18 protein-coding genes are annotated in these 17,236 nt (G+C 58.0%); 16 read left to right on the top strand and 2 right to left on the bottom strand.

The window, feature by feature from the left end:
- The 7 genes from pabC to NAV33_RS12440 all read left to right on the top strand — a co-directional run bounded on the left by pabC (position 1) and on the right by NAV33_RS12440 (position 6,395).
- Complete coding sequence (gene pabC, locus NAV33_RS12470; RefSeq protein WP_255980457.1) at positions 1 to 816, top strand: aminodeoxychorismate lyase; 816 nt, start codon at positions 1 to 3, stop codon at positions 814 to 816.
- Positions 813 to 1,880 (top strand): endolytic transglycosylase MltG, encoded by a 1,068-nt coding sequence (gene mltG / locus NAV33_RS12465; protein ID WP_255980454.1) that lies wholly within the window; start codon positions 813 to 815, stop codon positions 1,878 to 1,880. The genes pabC and mltG overlap by 4 nt, the downstream gene beginning before the upstream one ends.
- Positions 1,877 to 2,509 carry a dTMP kinase gene (gene tmk, locus NAV33_RS12460; RefSeq protein WP_255980452.1) on the top strand — a complete coding sequence of 211 codons (633 nt, stop codon included), beginning with the start codon at positions 1,877 to 1,879 and terminating at the stop codon, positions 2,507 to 2,509. Before mltG ends, tmk begins: the two co-directional genes overlap by 4 nt.
- Entirely contained in the window at positions 2,502 to 3,491 is a 990-nt protein-coding gene (locus tag NAV33_RS12455) for a DNA polymerase III subunit delta' (RefSeq protein WP_255980450.1), read from the top strand. The genes tmk and NAV33_RS12455 overlap by 8 nt, the downstream gene beginning before the upstream one ends.
- A gap of 31 nt (positions 3,492 to 3,522) precedes the next feature.
- Positions 3,523 to 3,879 carry a PilZ domain-containing protein gene (locus NAV33_RS12450; protein ID WP_019342489.1) on the top strand — a complete coding sequence of 119 codons (357 nt, stop codon included), beginning with the start codon at positions 3,523 to 3,525 and terminating at the stop codon, positions 3,877 to 3,879.
- A gap of 144 nt (positions 3,880 to 4,023) precedes the next feature.
- Positions 4,024 to 4,809, top strand: coding sequence for a TatD family hydrolase (locus NAV33_RS12445; protein WP_255980448.1), 786 nt, complete (start codon positions 4,024 to 4,026; stop codon positions 4,807 to 4,809).
- 191 nt (positions 4,810 to 5,000) lie between these two features.
- Complete coding sequence (locus NAV33_RS12440) at positions 5,001 to 6,395, top strand: amino acid permease (RefSeq protein ID WP_255980446.1); 1,395 nt, start codon at positions 5,001 to 5,003, stop codon at positions 6,393 to 6,395.
- 216 nt (positions 6,396 to 6,611) lie between these two features.
- Here the strand turns inward: NAV33_RS12440 and NAV33_RS12435 are convergent, their stop codons facing one another.
- Positions 6,612 to 7,748, bottom strand: coding sequence for an aminotransferase class V-fold PLP-dependent enzyme (locus NAV33_RS12435; protein ID WP_255980444.1), 1,137 nt, complete (start codon positions 7,746 to 7,748; stop codon positions 6,612 to 6,614).
- Between the two features lie 72 nt (positions 7,749 to 7,820).
- Between NAV33_RS12435 and NAV33_RS12430 the strand changes: the two genes are divergently transcribed.
- The 3 genes from NAV33_RS12430 to NAV33_RS12420 all read left to right on the top strand — a co-directional run bounded on the left by NAV33_RS12430 (position 7,821) and on the right by NAV33_RS12420 (position 9,812).
- Complete coding sequence (locus NAV33_RS12430; RefSeq protein WP_255980442.1) at positions 7,821 to 8,441, top strand: TetR/AcrR family transcriptional regulator; 621 nt, start codon at positions 7,821 to 7,823, stop codon at positions 8,439 to 8,441.
- A 192-nt stretch (positions 8,442 to 8,633) separates the two neighbouring features.
- Positions 8,634 to 9,236: a DUF4823 domain-containing protein gene (locus NAV33_RS12425; RefSeq protein WP_255980440.1), complete on the top strand. Its 603-nt coding sequence runs from the start codon at positions 8,634 to 8,636 to the stop codon at positions 9,234 to 9,236.
- 9 nt (positions 9,237 to 9,245) lie between these two features.
- Complete coding sequence (locus NAV33_RS12420) at positions 9,246 to 9,812, top strand: DUF1285 domain-containing protein (RefSeq protein WP_255980438.1); 567 nt, start codon at positions 9,246 to 9,248, stop codon at positions 9,810 to 9,812.
- Between the two features lie 83 nt (positions 9,813 to 9,895).
- On the opposite strand, the gene NAV33_RS12415 is transcribed toward NAV33_RS12420, so the two are convergent.
- On the bottom strand, positions 9,896 to 11,551 hold the full coding sequence (locus NAV33_RS12415) for an electron transfer flavoprotein-ubiquinone oxidoreductase (RefSeq protein WP_255980436.1): 1,656 nt from the start codon (positions 11,549 to 11,551) through the stop codon (positions 9,896 to 9,898).
- 332 nt (positions 11,552 to 11,883) lie between these two features.
- Here NAV33_RS12415 and NAV33_RS12410 point away from each other — a divergent pair, with 332 nt between their 5' ends.
- The 6 genes from NAV33_RS12410 (at position 11,884) to NAV33_RS12385 (ending at position 17,236) form a co-directional block, all read left to right on the top strand.
- Positions 11,884 to 12,633, top strand: a complete 750-nt coding sequence (locus tag NAV33_RS12410; protein ID WP_255980435.1) for an electron transfer flavoprotein subunit beta/FixA family protein — start codon at positions 11,884 to 11,886, stop codon at positions 12,631 to 12,633.
- Positions 12,634 to 13,563: an electron transfer flavoprotein subunit alpha/FixB family protein gene (locus NAV33_RS12405; protein ID WP_255980433.1), complete on the top strand. Its 930-nt coding sequence runs from the start codon at positions 12,634 to 12,636 to the stop codon at positions 13,561 to 13,563.
- A gap of 133 nt (positions 13,564 to 13,696) precedes the next feature.
- Complete coding sequence (locus tag NAV33_RS12400) at positions 13,697 to 14,524, top strand: substrate-binding periplasmic protein (RefSeq protein WP_255980431.1); 828 nt, start codon at positions 13,697 to 13,699, stop codon at positions 14,522 to 14,524.
- Between the two features lie 31 nt (positions 14,525 to 14,555).
- Positions 14,556 to 14,885 (top strand): DUF4398 domain-containing protein, encoded by a 330-nt coding sequence (locus tag NAV33_RS12395; protein ID WP_255981047.1) that lies wholly within the window; start codon positions 14,556 to 14,558, stop codon positions 14,883 to 14,885.
- The gene (locus NAV33_RS12390) at positions 14,882 to 15,682 is read left to right on the top strand and encodes an OmpA family protein (protein ID WP_255980429.1); all 801 of its coding nucleotides are present in this window, start codon (positions 14,882 to 14,884) and stop codon (positions 15,680 to 15,682) included. The genes NAV33_RS12395 and NAV33_RS12390 overlap by 4 nt, the downstream gene beginning before the upstream one ends.
- A 123-nt stretch (positions 15,683 to 15,805) precedes the next feature.
- On the top strand, positions 15,806 to 17,236 hold the full coding sequence (locus tag NAV33_RS12385; protein ID WP_255980427.1) for a PLP-dependent aminotransferase family protein: 1,431 nt from the start codon (positions 15,806 to 15,808) through the stop codon (positions 17,234 to 17,236).

The following is a 17,236-nucleotide window of genomic DNA, read 5'->3' as shown; positions in this document are numbered from 1 at the left end:
TTGAGCTGGGTGAATGGGCAACCCGCCGATGGGGTGTCTGTTCATGATCGTGGGCTCGCATACGGTGACGGTCTGTTCGAGACCATAAAGGTGGTCGACGGCCAGCCGGAACTGCTGGATCGCCACCTGCATCGTCTCGAACTTGGCTGCCAACGCTTCGCTATACCTTGTGAATTCATTACGCTTCGCGCGCAAATCGCCGCTTTTAGCGCAGCGCTTGGTGATGGCGTGGCCAAGTTGATCCTCAGTCGCGGCGATGGGATGCGTGGCTATAGGCTGCCGCAGCCCTGCCTGCCGCGAACGGTGCTGACTGGCTCGCCTCTGCCGAACTACCCGATCGAACATTCTGAAGATGGCGTGCGCTTGTTCGCTTGTACGACTCGCCTCGCCGAGCAGCCAGCATTGGCCGGACTGAAACACCTTAATCGGTTGGAACAGGTGCTGGCGCGTGCTGAATGGCAGGATCCCGCAGTCGCTGAGGGGTTGATGCGTGATACGTCCGGGCGTGTCATTGAGGCTGTTTTCAGCAATATTTTCATCGTGAAATCCGGCGTACTGCTCACGCCATCGGTTGAGCGGTGCGGCGTGGCCGGCGTGATGCGTGGAGAGCTTTTAGAGCGGGCCCGCCGCGCAGGCATTCCGACGCAGGTAGCTGATATCTCGCTCGATCAATTGCTTGGTGCCGACGAGGTCTTCGTCTGCAACAGCCTGTATGGCATCTGGCCCGTGCGGCAACTGCAGGCGAGCGTCTGGCCGGTGGGATCGCTCACACGTAAACTTCAAAGCCTGGTTGCTGATCTGTCGAGTAATACGTGATTCGAAAACTCTCTTTCATGCTCGTGGGTGCCGTACTGGTCGCCGCGTTGGCCCTCGGTCTGGTTGCCTGGAAACTCTACTCCGCGTTAGAGCAACCATTGCAGCTCAGCGAGACGCATACCCTCGAGGTCAAACCCGGCGATACGCCCAGCGGGCTATTCCAAAGTCTGGAGCGAGAAGGGCTTCTGGACGACTCGTTCTGGTTGCGGCTGCATTGGCGTTTGAATCTGTCTGGTCAGAATCTACACAGCGGCGAGTATCGATTGCTTCAGGGGATGACCGCGCACGACATGATCGGGTTGTGGCAGCGTGGCGAGGTCGTTCAGCACACCCTGACAATTGTCGAAGGATGGAATTTTCGCCAGGTTCGCGCCGCGTTGGAGGCATTGCCCACGATCCAGCAAACACTCCGGAATATGTCGGACAGCGAGGTCATGGCGCGACTCGGTCAGGCGGGCATTCATCCGGAAGGGCGCTTCTTTCCGGATACCTACAGCTTCACTCGTGGAGTAACCGATCTCGAATTGCTTCAGCGGGCCTTTTCACGGCTTGAAACCGTTTTGGCTGAAGAGTGGCAGCAGCGCAGCGAGGGACTGCCTTACCAGGACGCTTATCAGGCGCTGATCATGGCTTCGATCATCGAAAAAGAAACGGGTGTGCCGTCCGAACGCGGTGAAATCGCAGGCGTCTTTGTCCGTCGCCTCGAGCGCGGCATGCTGCTGCAGACCGATCCGACAGTCATCTATGGAATGGGCGAGCGGTATCAGGGACGGATTACCCGCAAGGATTTGCGCAGGCCGACGCCCTACAATACTTACACCAATGCAGGACTGCCGCCGACGCCGATCGCAATGGTGGGCCGTGAGGCCATTCACGCCTCACTGCATCCGGTGGAAGGGAAAAGCCTCTATTTTGTCGCTCGTGGAGACGGTAGCCACGTGTTCAGTGATTCACTGAGCGAACACAATCGCGCGGTACGCGAATACCAGCTCCAGCGTCGCGCCGACTATCGCTCCAGTCCACCCCCCCGGCAAGCGCCGGCGCCAGCCGAGAATATTCAGTGACAGGACTCTTCATTACTCTGGAAGGGCCTGAGGGCGCCGGCAAGAGCACCAACCGGGAATACCTCGCTCAGCGTTTTCGCGAGCACGGCCTAGATGTCGTACTGACCCGTGAACCCGGCGGAACACCGCTTGCTGAGCGAGTGCGCGAACTGTTGCTGGCGCCTGCAGACGAGCCGATGGCCAGCGATACCGAGTTGCTGCTAGTATTCGCGGCGCGTGCACAGCATCTCGCTCAAGTCATTCGACCGGCCCTGGCACGCGGCGCTGTGGTGCTTTGCGATCGGTTCACCGATGCGACCTACGCCTATCAAGGCGGCGGTCGCGGCTTATCCTTTCAACGTATCGAACAGCTTGAGTGTTTCGTGCAAGGTGATCTGCGCCCGGATCTGACGCTTATCTTCGATCTGCCGGTGGAGGTAGGTTTGAGCCGCGCTGCTGCACGCGGGCGTCTCGATCGATTCGAGCAGGAAGGCCTGACCTTCTTCGAGGCCGTGCGTAGCGCTTATCTCGACCGAGCCCGCGAGGTTCCGCAGCGCTATCGCGTGCTCGATGCCGGCCAGCCACTGTCTGCGGTGCAGCGGGATTTGGAAACGCTAGTGCCCGAGGTTTTGGAGCGTGCCCTTGGCTGACGGCATTCTTCCTTGGCAGAGCGACTTGTGGCAGTTACTGGCAGGCCGGCAGGAGCACGCCCATGCCTATTTGTTGCACGGTCCCGCCGGTATCGGTAAGCGAGCACTGGCCGAACAACTGATGGCGTTGCTGCTGTGCAAACAGCCGTCGCGGGATGGGGCGTGTGGGCACTGCAAGAGTTGCCAGCTCCTCGCCGCACACACCCATCCGGATCATTACATTCTCGAACCAGAGGAAATCGACAAGGCTATTCGTGTCGATCAGGTGCGTCAGTTGGTCGGGTTCGTCAGCCAGACCGCACAGCTCGGCGGGCGCAAGGTGGTGCTGCTCGAGCCGGCCGAGGCGATGAATCTGAACGCCTCTAACGCTCTGCTCAAAAGCCTCGAAGAGCCAGCGGGTAACACCGTGTTGCTGCTTATCAGTCATCAGCCCAGCCGGTTGTTGCCGACAATCAAAAGTCGCTGTGTGCAGCAGAGCTGTCCCTTACCTGGACGTCAGCAAAGCCTAGACTGGCTTGGTGACAAGCTTGCGGACCTGTCGACAGCGCAACGCGAAGAGCTGCTGACACTGGCGGCGGGTTCACCCCTTGCAGCGCTCAAGCTGCATGGGCTGGGCGTGCTGGAGATGCGTGTACAGATCGTCGAGGGGGTGAAGAAGCTACTCAAGCAACAGCAATCCCCGAGTCAGTTGGCCGAAGCCTGGAATCCGTTCTCGCTGATTCTATTGTTCGATTGGTTTTGCGAATGGGCGCATCTGATTTTGCGTTTCCAGATGACCGGCGATGAAGCTGGGCTCGGTGCTGCCGATATGAAAAAAGTCGTTCAATACCTGGCACAAAAATCCTCATCGGCCAAGTTGCTTGCATTACAGGACTGGTTGTTGGCCCACCGGCAGAAAGTATTGGGCAAAGCCAATCTCAACCGTGTCTTGCTTCTCGAAGCGCTGCTGGTGCAGTGGGCAAGTTTGCCTGGGCCAAGCTAGAATCCACCGGAACTGTTGTTAGGAATACCGCATGAGCCTGCCTGCAAATCTTGGTCCGCGTAACGGCATCCTGTCCCTGACCATCAAGGACAAGTCGGTGCTCTATGCGGCGTTCATGCCATTCATCAAGCACGGTGGATTGTTCATCCCCACCAACAAGAGCTACAAGCTCGGCGATGAGGTATTCATGCTGCTGAGCCTGATGGACGAACCGGAAAAAATCCCTGTTGCTGGCAAGGTCGTGTGGATCACACCGAAGGGCGCGCAGGGCAACCGGGCGGCCGGTGTCGGTGTGCAGTTCAACGAGGGTGATTCGACCGCTCGCAACAAGATCGAGACCTACCTGGCTGGCGCTATGAAGTCGGATCGGCCGACGCATACCATGTAGGTAGGAAACAGCGAAAAGCTTCAGAGGCAACCGGAAAAGGAAAAGCCTCCAGACTTTGGTGTCAGCTCGCTTGCAGCTTGCAGCTTGCAGCTGTTGTTTCCCCTACAATGCACGCCCAATCTGGCTCGATGAGTAGCGTGTTCAATGCTGGTAGATTCCCACTGTCACCTTGATCGACTCGATCTCACTGCACACGAAGGTTCTCTTGATGCGGCACTGGCTGCTGCGCGACAGCGTGGTGTTGGCCACTTTCTCTGTATCGGCGTCAGTGCCGACAATACTGCGGCTGTAAAGGCGCTGGCAGAGCGTTATGACGATGTCGATTGCTCGGTCGGTGTGCATCCGCTAGACCTCGATCCAGGCGCCGCGCCTGTGCTTGACTGGCTACTGAGCGAGCTGGAACATCCCCGTGTCGTGGCGATCGGTGAGACCGGTCTCGACTATCACTACGAGCCCGAAGCCGCTGATCTGCAGCAACAATCCTTTCGTTTGCATCTCGAGGCTGCCCGAATCTGCGGCAAGCCGGTGATCGTGCACACCCGCGCGGCCCGCGCTGACACGCTGGAGCTGCTTCGTGAAGCGGCGTTGCCACAGGCTGGGGTGCTGCATTGCTTTACTGAAGATTGGGACATGGCGAAGGCAGCGCTGGATCTCGGTTTCTACATTTCACTTTCTGGAATTGTCACGTTCCGCAATGCTGATGCGTTGCGAGAGGTTGCCCGTCGTGTACCAGCGGATCGTCTGCTGGTCGAGACGGATTCTCCCTATCTGGCTCCGATTCCCTATCGTGGCAAACCGAATCTGCCGCAATACGTGCGTGACGTTGCCGAGTTTCTATCCGACCTGCGTGGTGTCGATTTCGATGTGCTGGCGGAGCAGACCACCAGCAACTTCAAGCGGCTGTTCCCGCTGGCTCGGATCGGCGCCTGATTGATTTCCTTTGTTGCGCCCTGACGCGTATGACGCTGCCTCACCCGCAGCTCATGTGTAAAATTCGGCGCCGTTTCGGTGCTCGCATCGCCAAAGGTCGGGACATCAGGCTCGACGTTCCAGTTCAACTCCGCCACCGCTCATCAGCCAGGACGGGGCAACTTCTCGTTACAAACAGAACAAGGTGACGCATGTCCAGCGACACGCTGCAGACCGGCCCGCTTCAGCGCGGCCTGAAAAATCGGCATATCCAGCTGATTGCGCTCGGCGGCGCCATCGGCACGGGTCTGTTTCTAGGCTCGGCTGGTGTACTTCGCAGTGCTGGCCCGTCGATGATTCTCGGTTACGCCATAGGCGGCCTGATCGCGTTCCTCATCATGCGTCAGCTTGGCGAAATGATCGTTGAAGAACCGGTCGCAGGATCTTTCAGCCATTTCGCCCACAAATACTGGGCGCCTTATGCGGGCTTTCTCTCGGGCTGGAATTACTGGGTGCTCTACGTGTTGGTGGGAATGGCTGAGCTGACTGCCGTTGGTAAGTACGTGCAGTTCTGGTGGCCGGAGGTTCCAACCTGGGCCACCGCGGCTGCTTTTTTCGTACTGATCAATCTCATCAACATGGTGAACGTGAAAGCATTCGGCGAGACCGAATTCTGGTTCGCCATCATCAAGGTTGGCGCAATCATTGGCATGATCGCGCTGGGTCTCTACCTGTTGCTGAGTGGCGAGGGTGGTGAGCAAGCCAGTTTCAGCAACCTGTGGAATCACGGCGGGTTTTTCCCCAATGGGGTCAGCGGGATGATCATGGCGCTGGCGATCATCATGTTTTCCTTCGGTGGGCTCGAATTGGTAGGGATCACGGCTGCCGAAGCATCCGATCCGAAGACGGTCATTCCCAAGGCCATCAATCAGGTTGTCTACCGCATCCTGATTTTTTACATCGGTGCGCTGAGCGTGCTGCTGGCGTTGTATCCCTGGGACAGTCTGCTGGAAACCCTGGGTTCGGCCGGCGATCCCTACAGCGGCAGCCCATTCGTACAGATATTTTCACTGATCGGCAGCGATACCGCCGCGCACATCCTCAACTTCGTGGTGCTGACTGCGGCGCTCTCGGTCTACAACAGTGGCGTCTACTGCAACAGCCGGATGCTCTATGGCCTGGCTGAGCAGGGCGACGCGCCGAGGGGGCTGATGATGGTCAATCGCCGCGGGGTTCCGGTGCTGGCCATTGCCGTTTCCGCGCTGGTGACCATGCTTTGCGTGCTGGTGAACTACATGCTGCCGCAAACCGCCCTGGAATTGCTCATGTCTCTCGTGGTCGCCGCGCTATTGATCAACTGGGCCATGATCAGTCTCGCCCACTTGAAATTCCGCAAGGCAATCACAGAACAGGGCATCGAACCCTCGTTCAAAGCCTTCTGGTCTCCCTTTAGCAACTACCTCTGCCTAGCATTCGTGGCGCTGATCGCAGCCATCATGCTGTCGATGCCCGGGCTGCGTAGTTCGATATTCGCCATGCCATTCTGGGTGCTGTTTATCTGGATCTGCTTCCGATTTCGCCTGGCCAGAGGCGCCAGGCTCCGCTGAACCCCGCTATGTCCATGCAAAAAAAACCCGGCTTCGCGAGGAGCCGGGTCAAGACCATTAGGAGTATGAGGTCACGTTCCTCGCTCCCTCAGCTGGCCGAGCATTGGGGGGATTGCTCGGCCAGTGCTTGAAGTATTGGCCTGGATTGACGACTTTGCCGCCCGATTCGCCGCGTTTTTAAAACGGATTTGGAATAGCTGTGGTGCCGTTGATCGCTCACTGGACCGCAGCAAGGGCGCGAATCACCGACAAGGTTTGTTCAATGACATCCGGGCGGGTATAGAAGTGTGGCGAGAGCCTTACGCCGCCGCCGCGAAGGGCGCAGACAATCTGCTCCGCCTTGAGACGATCGAATAGCATCTGGTTTTTCAAGCCGCTGACCCTGAAGGTCATGATCCCCGCTCGCCGAAACGAATCGGCAGGGCTCAATAGCTCAACGCCGGACATAGCTGATAGCTCGTATTGCAGATGATCGATGCGCTCGCCCAGCGCCCGACCCACTCTGTCCATGCCGACATCTTCCAGCAACGACAGGCTTGCCTCCAGCGCCATGGTCCCGAGCATATTCGGGCTGCCGCATTCGAAGCGGCGCGCGCTACGGGCCGGCTCCCAATCGCTTCGATCGTAATCACCGGCATGCTCGAGCATATGCCAGCCGTACTCATGGAGCTTCAATTTGGCGCGCAGATCACTGCGGCAGTAAAAGACGCCGAGCCCTTCGGGACCCAGCAGCCATTTGTGCCCGTCAGCCATGGCAAAGGCACACCGGTATTGCTGAACGTCGAACGGCAGCGCCCCCAGCTGTTGGATTGCGTCGATACATAACAGCACGCCACGCTGTTCGCAGCCCTCGCCAAGACGCGGCAAGTCGAGCCGCAGGCCGCTGGCGTATTGCACCGCGCTGATCGCCATCAACCGCACCTTCGGTCCGCAGGCAGCAAGCAGGTCAGCCTCAGGATTTTCGCCCTTGAGATTGACCTGTATCACCTCGACGCCTTGCGGCTGCAAAGCCTCCCAGACCACCCGGTTAGACGGAAACTCCTCGTCACTGATGACGACCTGGTCGCCGGCTTTCCAATCCAGACCGAATGCCACGAAGGACAGTGCCTCGGACGTATTCTTCACCAGCGCTATGTCTGCCGTGGATGGTGCATTCAGCAGCCTGGCCAAGCGCCCACGCAGACTCGTCTCGACGTTCAGCCATTTTGGATAGTCGCGCGCGCCCAGCGTCATATTCTGCTGAGCAAAAGTCCTCACTGCTTCTGTCGCCCGGCGCGGCCAGGGCGCGACGGCAGCATGGTTCAGATATCGCAGCCCCTCGATTTGAGGAAATTCGTCATTCAATGTACTCATTGGCGATGTTCCGTGCATTTTCTGACTAGATAGGCATAATAATCCGCTTTGATTTTCAAGCTGCAGCCTCTTATGCAAACTGAACCCCGGAAGGTCCGCGAATTTCGCCGTCGCGAGCAAGAGATTCTCGATACAGCGCTTCAGCTTTTTCTCGATCAGGGAGAAGACAGCGTCACTGTCGAGATGATCGCCGACATGGTGGGTATCGGCAAAGGCACCATTTACAAGCACTTCAAATCAAAGGCCGAGATTTACCTGCGGCTTATGCTGGACTACGAGCGCGACCTGAACGAGCTGTTGCACTCGCCAAACCTCGATCAGGACAAGGAAGCGCTGTCACGCGCTTACTTTGAATTCCGCATGCGCGATCCCCAGCGCTATCGCCTGTTCGATCGTCTCGAAGAGAAGGTCGTCAAAGGAAATCAGGTTCCGGAAATGGTCGAAGAACTCCACCGCATTCGCGCATCCAACTTCGAACATTTGACCCAACTGATCAAGGGGCGCATATCCGAAGGAAAGCTGGAAGATGTGCCGCCATACTTCCACTATTGCGCTGCATGGGCGCTGGTGCATGGAGCCGTAGCGCTTTATCACTCGCCGTTCTGGAGTAACGTGCTGGAAGATCAGGAAGGCTTCTTCCAGTTCCTGATGGATATCGGTGTACGCATGGGCAACAAGCGCAAGCGCGACTAGTCCATTTATGCTGGGTGGGGCCTGCCGCGCCTGTCAGCGCTGGCGCAGGTTCGCCGCGTTACTCGAAGATCCTGTACTCGTTATAACGCCAAGAACGGCGCCCGGGCCTGTAACCTCTCTTCGTACTGAACTGGCTTGTTTGCTGCATTGCTTCGCTATTCGCCGGTTTTCCGTCAGAGGCAGGAGCAAAAAATGAAAGTGTTTAGCCTTATCGCAGCTTTGCTCGTACTGAGCGGATGCATGAAGATAAGCGACATGGCCGAAGGTACTCGCGATCAATTGCGCGACGTCGGTATTCTCGATCACAGCGAGACCGTGCGATCCGCGTCCTGGCGCTTGCAGCCCGATTCGTTCATCTATATTGCCCAAGGTCATTTTGTGCCGCCCGGCAATGCCTATCCCAGACCCAACGTGGTAGCCGAGGAGGCCTTCAAGGGGTTCGTCGAGTATTTCCCACTGGTCCGACGAGCCCCGGAACCTGTCGGGTTGGACGAGGCACTGAACCAGGCGGCTGCCGCGGGTGCCAACTACTTGCTGTACACGCGATTTGCCGCTGCCGATGATCGCATCGGTAGTTTCGATGAACTCAACGATCAGCGCGCTCTCGATCGTCTGGGTGTCGACACCAGCGTGGTGCAGTTGATGCTGATCGAGACTGGCAACCGCTATCTTGTCGATACAGCTCGAATCCGCAGTCGGGGCGGGCTGTTGAATATTTATGATGCGACGCCGCAGGTTTTGCTGGGTCCGCCTTTGCGAGACTACGCCCGGCGCCTGACGGGCCTCAGTCGTTAGGGAGCGCACGTGAGCGATTCTGAAAAAGCCGCGGATCTGCTGGGTCAGATTCCGAAATTCGAAAAGAAAGGCCTGCCACCGGTGCACCTCTGGAATCCGCCGTTTTGCGGTGATCTGGATATGCGAATCGCCCGCGATGGTAGTTGGTACTACATGGGCACGCCGATAGGGCGGCCCTCCATGGTGCGGCTGTTTTCCACGGTTATCCGGCGCGATGGCGACAAATACTTCTTGGTGACCCCGGTGGAGAGAGTCGGCATCCAGGTTGATGACGCACCCTTCGTGGCGGTTCGGCTGGAGGTGGAGGGGAGCGGCGATGCACAGATCCTTCGCTTCATCACCAACGTCGACGACGAAATCGAAGCTGGGTCAGAACACCCGATGCGGGTCGAACTCGATCCCGATAGTCAGGAGCCAACACCCTATGTTCATGTGCGCGCCAATCTCGACGCGCTGATTCATCGAAACGTTTTTTACCAACTGGTCGAGCTGGCTGTACCGCGTGAGATCGAAGGCGCTACTTGGCTGGGTGTCTGGAGCCACGGACAATTTTTCCCCATTGGGCGCACCGAATAATTCGAACAGGATGAGATAATCCGTTCGGATTCGAGTCTGCGCTAACTAAAATAAGAAAGGCTCCCGAGGGAGCCTTCTGCAATTTACATGTTGGGGTAGTTAGGTCCTCCGGTGCCCTCCGGCGCCACCCAAGTAATGTTTTGTGCGGGGTCTTTGATGTCGCACGTCTTGCAGTGCACGCAGTTTTGCGCGTTGATCTGGAAGCGCTTGCTGCCATCGTCATTATCTACCACTTCGTAGACGCCAGCCGGGCAGTAGCGTTGGGCGGGTTCGTCGTACAGGGGTAGGTTCTTCTCGATCGGAATGCTCGGATCGGTCAGTTTGAGATGGACCGGCTGCTCTTCTTCATGGTTGGTATTGGAAAGGAATACCGAGCTGAGCTTGTCGAAACTGAGCTTGCCATCCGGTTTGGGATAATCGATCTTCTTCGATTCGGCTGCGGTTTTCAGGCATGCGTAGTCCGGCTTGGTGTCATGCAGGGTGAATGGGATCTTGCCACCGAAAATGTTCTGGTCGATGAAATTGAATGCACCGCCTTTGACCGCGCCCCACTTGTGGATCGCCGCGCCGAAATTGCGGCTGGCATGCAGCTCTTCATAAAGCCAGCTGGCCTTGAAGCCTTCTTCGTAGCCGGTCAGTTCGTCACCACCTTCGCGGCCGGCGAACAGGGCGTCCGCAACCGCCTCTGCGGCGAGCATGCCGGATTTCATCGCCGTATGGCTGCCCTTGATCTTGGCGAAGTTCAGCGTGCCGGCATCGCAGCCGATCAGTGCGCCGCCATTGAAGACCATCTTGGGTAGCGAATTGATGCCACCCTTGGCGATGGCGCGCGCTCCATAGGAAACGCGCTTGCCGCCTTCCAGGTACTGCTTTACCACCGGGTGATGCTTGTAGCGCTGGAATTCGTCGAACGGCGAGAGGAACGGGTTGCTGTAGGACAGGTCGACGATCAAGCCGACCACGACCTGGTTGTTCTCGATGTGATAGAGGAATGAGCCGCCGGTGTTCTCGTCATCCAGCGGCCAGCCTGCGGTATGTACGACCAGGCCCTGTTCGTGCTTGGCCGGGTCGATGTCCCAGAGTTCCTTGATACCGATGCCGTAGTGTTGCGGGTCGACATTGGCGTTGAGCTGGAAACGATTGATCAGCTGTTTGCCGATATGGCCGCGGCAGCCTTCGGCGAACAGGGTGTACTTGGCACGCAGCTCCATGCCTGGGGTGTACATGCCTTCCTTTGGATTGCCTTCGCGGTCCACGCCGAGGTCGCCGGTGAGAATGCCACGAACCACGCCCTGCTCATCGATGAGCGCTTCCTGAGCTGCGAAGCCGGGATAAATCTCGACGCCGAGGTTTTCGGCCTGTTGCGCCAGCCAGCGGCAGAAGTTGCCGAGCGAAATAATGTAGTTGCCCTCGTTGTGCATGGTCTTGGGAACTAGTGCATTGGGCAGCTTGCGCGCGGCTTCGGCGTTTTTGAGCAGGTAGATGTCGTCGCGCTTGACGGGGGTGTTCAGTGGCGCTTCGAGTTCTTTCCAGTTGGGAAAGAGCTCATTTAATGCGCGGGGCTCGAACACGGCACCGGACAGAATGTGGGCGCCTACTTCGGAACCCTTCTCGACGACGCAGACGCTGATTTCCTTCCCGGCATCGGCGGCTTTTTGCTTTAGTCGGCAGGCAGCAGAAAGGCCCGCGGGGCCGGCGCCGACGATGACTACGTCGAATTCCATGTATTCGCGTTCCATTGGCTATCTCCTACTCAAGGCTTGATTATTTTTTAGGTGATGGAGGGCTGGATCGTTTCCCTGACCAAGCCGAGCTGCGGCATTATATATAGACGCCGGAAAGGGTCCAATACAAACGTTTGTTTGAATTTACGCAGCCCTGTTAGAATCGGGAAACTGCGGCTTATAACGGGGTATTTGCGCTGTTGACCCCGGCCATCACCAGCAGTCAAGATACGAGCAGTTTTGTGCTCGCCGAACAGGTCCGGTGGCTGAATTGACGACCCCGGACCTCGAGCATGGCTCGGTTCGCCTCGGCGAAATTCTATTCACCGGAGAGTAACGAGGAATCCATGAAGGTTCTTGTAGCTGTCAAACGAGTGGTCGATTACAACGTCAAGGTTCGCGTCAAGGCGGACAACTCCGGCGTCGACCTCGCCAACGTCAAGATGTCGATGAACCCCTTCTGCGAAATCGCCGTGGAAGAAGCTGTACGCCTGAAAGAGAAGGGCGTTGCGAGCGAGATCGTCGTGGTTTCCATTGGTCCGACCGCTGCGCAGGAGCAACTGCGCACCGCATTGGCACTGGGTGCTGATCGCGCCGTTCTGGTCGAATCGACTGAAGAACTCAACTCTCTGGCCGTCGCCAAGCTGCTGAAAGCGGTAGTCGATAAGGAACAGCCACAGCTGGTCATCCTTGGCAAACAGGCCATCGACAGCGACAACAACCAGACCGGCCAAATGCTCGGTGCATTGACTGGCTACGCTCAGGGCACCTTTGCTTCGAAAGTCGAAGTTGAAGGCGACAAGGTCAAGGTCGAGCGCGAAATCGATGGCGGCTCGCAGACCGTTTCGCTGAATCTGCCAGCAATCGTCACCACCGACCTGCGCCTGAACGAGCCGCGCTATGCCTCGCTGCCGAACATCATGAAGGCCAAGAAAAAGCCGCTCGAAGTCCTGACCCCGGACGTACTGGGCGTATCCACCACCTCCACCGTGAAGACCTTGAAAGTCGAAGCGCCAGCGGCTCGCAGCGCTGGTATCAAGGTCAAATCCGTGGCTGAACTGGTCGAGAAATTGAAGAACGAGGCGAAGGTAATCTAAATGACTATCCTGGTTATCGCTGAACACAACAACGCCGTTCTGGCTGCTGCTACGCTCAATACCGTTGCTGCTGCCAAAGCGATTGGCGGCGACATTAATGTACTGGTAGCCGGCAGCGGCTGCGCGGCAATTGGCGAAGCGGCTGCCAAGATCGAAGGCGTCTCCAAGGTTCTGGTTGCAGACGATGCCGCCTATGCCAATCAGTTGCCGGAAAACGTCGCGCCGCTGGTTGCCGGCCTGGCTGCTAATTACAGCCATGTGCTGGCTGCTGCCACCACTAATGGCAAGAATTTCCTGCCGCGTGTGGCTGCACAGTTGGACGTCGACCAGATCTCTGAGATCATCGCCGTAGAAAGCGCTGATACTTTCAAGCGTCCGATCTATGCCGGTAATGCCATTGCCACCGTGCAGTCCAGCGCGGCGATCAAAGTCATCACCGTTCGTTCCACCGGGTTCGATCCGGTCAAGGCAGAAGGTGGTTCGGCTACTGTCGAACAGATCTCGGGTGCTGGCGATGCGGGGGTTTCGTCCTTCGTTGGCGAAGAGCTGGCCAAGTCCGATCGTCCAGAACTGACCGCTGCCAAGATCGTCGTTTCCGGCGGTCGTGGCATGCAGAACGGCGACAACTTCAAGCATCTGTATTCGCTGGCCGACAAGCTGGGCGCTGCCGTTGGTGCCTCGCGCGCCGCGGTCGATGCCGGCTTCGTGCCAAACGACATGCAGGTCGGGCAGACCGGCAAAATCGTTGCGCCGCAGCTGTACATCGCCGTGGGCATCTCAGGAGCTATCCAGCACCTGGCGGGCATGAAAGATTCCAAGGTGATCGTTGCGATCAACAAGGATGAAGAGGCGCCAATCTTCCAGGTCGCCGATTACGGCCTGGTGGGTGACCTGTTCGAGATCGTGCCGGAGCTCGAGAAACTCGTTTGAGCTGACCGGCTTTAGAATGAAACCCGCTCCCAGGAGCGGGTTTTTTCATGGGCGCTCGGTTGCGGTAGCCAATGGTAAGATCGCCGTCTGGCCCCGGCAGGTGCCTGCTCGATTCCGAACGATGAGGTTCCCCATGCGCTGTGCCGTTCCGCTGAAATCCGCTTTGATTACCCTGCTACTGCTGACGCCGTTGGCTGCGAGCGCGGCAGCTGCAAAGTGTGACAGGCTGATCGCAACGGGCGGTGCGGACAACCCACCATTCCTATGGCGCGATCCGCAGAACCCTAAGCGGTTGATGGGTGCCAACGCCGATCTGCTGAAGGCCATCACCGATTCACTCAATCTGAAGCTTGAGGTTCTCTACACAGGCGATGCCGACAAGGCGCTTGAGGAGGTTCGCAGCGGCCGGGTAGATCTGCTTGTTGACGCGATGCTCAGTACGCCGGAGTTGGCGCATCTGGATTTCATCCATCCATCAGTCTCCGGCTTGCAGATAGCTGCGTGGGTGCGCAACGAGCCGGGTTTCCTCTATGCCAACCGTGACGATCTCTCAGGCCAGACGGGCACCTACGTAGCGAACGCTCGTTTTGGCAGCGAGTTCGACGCGTACGTCAAAAACAACCTTCGCCTGAAATCGTCGCCGAGCCTGGCCGAAGCCATGCAAAATTTACTGATCGGTAAAACCGATTACGTATTGCACGAGCGTTACAGTGCAGTCGCGCTGGCTGGGCCGCTGGGTTTGCTTGATGACGTACAAAGACTGCAACCGCCGGTGTTCAGCCGCGGCATGCATTTCGCCGTGGCGCATGACTCGGCCTGCAACGGACCCTGGCTGCGCGGACAACTGGCGATAAAAATGACAGAATTGCGTGCCGCCGGGGTTCCGCAGCAGCTGCTGGCGGAAAATCTTGATCGCTGGAGGCAACAGCAGTTGGCGCTGGAAAGCAATCCGCAACGCTAGGATTATATTCTTGAAAAAATACCTTTCCTGCATGCTTGTCCTGTTGGCAATGGTCGGTTGTGCCAGCGATCCAGCACCCACTGAGCAGCTACGTCTGACCGAACAGGCGCTAAGCCAAGCACGTGCGGTTGGCGCGTCGGAGCAGACCCCGGAATTTGCTCTCGCCGAACGCAAGCTCTCGATGGCTATCGCTGCGATGAAGGACGAGCGCTATCGCGAAGCGCGCCTGCAAGCCGAGGAAGCAGAACTGGACGCCAGGCTGGCGGAGGCCACCGTGCTGAATGAAAAAGGTCAGCTCGAGGTGACAGAGTTGAACCGGCGCATCGCACGGTTGCGTGAACAGTTGAGGGATCTGCGATGATGCCAGTACGCCTCTTACCCGTTTTGCTGGTCGCGCTCGCCGGACTTCAGGGTTGTGCGACGCCAGAGCAGCAGCTGCAACAAGCGGCTGCTGCGTATCAAAGCGTCAGCGAAGACCCTCAGGTGCTTCGCGATGCGCCCAAGGACGTGATGCGTGCGGGCGAGTCGCTAGAACGAGCCAGACGCTTCGCCAGTTACCTGGGCAGTGCGGAGGACGTTAGTCACTATGCTTATCTCAGTAAACGCTATAGCGAGATCGCTCGCCAGCACAGCGAACAATTGCAGAATCAGCAGCGCGCCACACGGCTAGCTATGGAACGTGAGCGCCTGCGGCAGACGTTGCAGCAAGCCAAGCTACTAGACATGCAGCAGCAGGGCCGCTGGTTGGAAGATCAGATGATCAGCCTGGCTGCCGCCGAAACCGACCGTGGCCTGGTGATGACGTTGGGCGACGTGCTGTTCAAGGCGGCAAGCGCTGAGCTGGGAGCATCGGCCAATCGCACGTTGCTCAAGCTGGTGCATTTCCTCCAGCTCAATCCCAAGCGCATGATTCGGATCGAGGGCTACACTGATAATCGAGGTGACGCGGCGGAAAATCTTGCGCTCTCCCAGGCTCGTGCACAGGCGGTGGGCAACTTTTTGCAGGGTCTGGGCATCGACGCACAACGCATTGAGGTAGTGGGTTACGGCGAGCAGTTCCGCATCGCCGAGAACGCGTCGGCCCGCGGGCGCGCGCAGAATCGGCGGGTCGAGATCCTGTTTTCCGATGAGCAAGGGCGACTGAGTAACTCGCGTTGACATCGCGCTCTGTCGGCTTCCGCAAACGTAACTGACTGTGTCGGCGAGTTAAGCTGCAACTGTATTGGTCCTGCGTAACGGTGCTGTACTACTGTTATGGTCCAGTTGGCGGAGACGGACAATATGACCAATCTGTTGCTTTATCAGCGTATCGCTCATCAGCTCGCCGAAGACATTCGGCGAGGCGTTTACCGGCCGGGGGAACGTGTGCCTTCGGTGCGCAAGATGAGCATGCAGCTGAACGTCAGCCACGCGACGGTCTTGCAAGCCTATGCCAACCTTGAAGATCAGGGGATGATCCGCGCTCGTCCTCAGTCCGGTTTCTATGTCCACCATACGCCTGCATTGACGGCGCCCACGCCCGATATCGCCCAGGTTGAACGACCCACCCTGGTCACGCGCAGCAGCATCATCAATCAGGTACTGAGCGAGTCGCGCCGCGATGGCCTGATTCCGCTGGGCGCAGCCGTTCCTCATGTTGATTATTTGCCCGTGCGTGCCTTGCATCAGCAGCTCGCCAAAGTCACTCGTTTCCAGAGCCAACGGGCGTTCAGCTACATGTTCAGCCCCGGCTATGAGCCACTGCGTAGGCAAGTGGCGATTCGCATGCGTGATGCCGGTGTGGTCGTCGGTCCGGATGAAGTAGTGATTACCCATGGTTGCGTCGACGCTCTGCAAATGTCCTTGCGCGTACTGACCAAGCCGGGTGATCTGATTGCGGCGGAATCGCCCAGTTACTACGGCTTGCTCCAGTTGGCCGACTTGCTCGGGCTCAAAGTTATCGAGATTCCCTGCGATCCAGACACCGGGCTCAGTCTCGAGGCATTGCAACTAGCTGCCAGCCAATGGCCGATCAAGGCGCTGGTATTGACGGCGCGCCTGAGCAACCCCCTCGGCGGCAGCATGCCCGATGTACGGCAAAAGCAATTGCTGAAGCTGGCGGCGAATTTCGACATCCAGGTTGTCGAAGACGATATCTACGGCGAATTGTTGTTCGATGCGGGGTCCATCAAGGCGCTCAAGTCCAATGATCGCGACGGGCGCGTGATTTATTGCTCGAGCTTCTCCAAGACGATTTCGCCGGGTGTGCGTATTGGTTGGATCGTTCCCGGGCGTTATCGGGAAGAAATACAGCGGCTGCAAACATTCAGCACGCATTCGGCCTGCAGCGTCACACAGATGGGGGTCGCCGCGTATCTGGAAAACGGTGGCTACGATCGCCATCTGCGTTATATCCGCCATGAGTACCGCAAGAACCTCAGTGCGTTCCAACTGGCGGTGCAGCGGTACTTTCCGGAAGGAACCCAGATGACCCGCCCAACCGGCGGATTCATTCTATGGGTCAGCCTGCCGGCGCGGATCAACACTAAGGAGTTGCATGTGCAGGCGTTGGAGCGAGGGATCAGCATCGCGCCGGGCCTGATTTTCAGCAACACCGAGCAGTTCAATCACTGCGTGCGGCTCAACTGTGGGCTGCCCTGGACGACAGAGGCGGAGAGGGCTCTAAAGACGCTTGGCGAGCTTACGGCCGAACTTTGTCGACAATCGAACTAG

Origin of the sequence: Stutzerimonas stutzeri (assembly GCF_024448715.1) — a bacterium.
Taxonomy (GTDB): Bacteria; Pseudomonadota; Gammaproteobacteria; order Pseudomonadales; family Pseudomonadaceae; genus Stutzerimonas; species Stutzerimonas stutzeri_AR.
Note: the sequence above shows the minus strand (reverse complement) of the source record. Positions and strands in the feature narration are given on the sequence as shown.

What these genes read in the sequence shown, in the direction of transcription:
- NAV33_RS12450 (WP_019342489.1), top strand. Translation starts at nt 3,523, where the DNA reads ATGAGCCTGCCTGCAAATCTTGGTCCGCGTAACGGCATCCTGTCCCTG.
- NAV33_RS12445 (WP_255980448.1), top strand. Translation starts at nt 4,024, where the DNA reads ATGCTGGTAGATTCCCACTGTCACCTTGATCGACTCGATCTCACTGCA.
- NAV33_RS12440 (WP_255980446.1), top strand. Translation starts at nt 5,001, where the DNA reads ATGTCCAGCGACACGCTGCAGACCGGCCCGCTTCAGCGCGGCCTGAAA.
- NAV33_RS12435 (WP_255980444.1), bottom strand. Translation starts at nt 7,748, where the DNA reads ATGAGTACATTGAATGACGAATTTCCTCAAATCGAGGGGCTGCGATAT.
- NAV33_RS12430 (WP_255980442.1), top strand. Translation starts at nt 7,821, where the DNA reads ATGCAAACTGAACCCCGGAAGGTCCGCGAATTTCGCCGTCGCGAGCAA.
- NAV33_RS12425 (WP_255980440.1), top strand. Translation starts at nt 8,634, where the DNA reads ATGAAAGTGTTTAGCCTTATCGCAGCTTTGCTCGTACTGAGCGGATGC.
- NAV33_RS12415 (WP_255980436.1), bottom strand. Translation starts at nt 11,551, where the DNA reads ATGGAACGCGAATACATGGAATTCGACGTAGTCATCGTCGGCGCCGGC.
- NAV33_RS12410 (WP_255980435.1), top strand. Translation starts at nt 11,884, where the DNA reads ATGAAGGTTCTTGTAGCTGTCAAACGAGTGGTCGATTACAACGTCAAG.
- NAV33_RS12405 (WP_255980433.1), top strand. Translation starts at nt 12,634, where the DNA reads ATGACTATCCTGGTTATCGCTGAACACAACAACGCCGTTCTGGCTGCT.
- NAV33_RS12400 (WP_255980431.1), top strand. Translation starts at nt 13,697, where the DNA reads ATGCGCTGTGCCGTTCCGCTGAAATCCGCTTTGATTACCCTGCTACTG.
- NAV33_RS12395 (WP_255981047.1), top strand. Translation starts at nt 14,556, where the DNA reads ATGCTTGTCCTGTTGGCAATGGTCGGTTGTGCCAGCGATCCAGCACCC.
- NAV33_RS12390 (WP_255980429.1), top strand. Translation starts at nt 14,882, where the DNA reads ATGATGCCAGTACGCCTCTTACCCGTTTTGCTGGTCGCGCTCGCCGGA.
- NAV33_RS12385 (WP_255980427.1), top strand. Translation starts at nt 15,806, where the DNA reads ATGACCAATCTGTTGCTTTATCAGCGTATCGCTCATCAGCTCGCCGAA.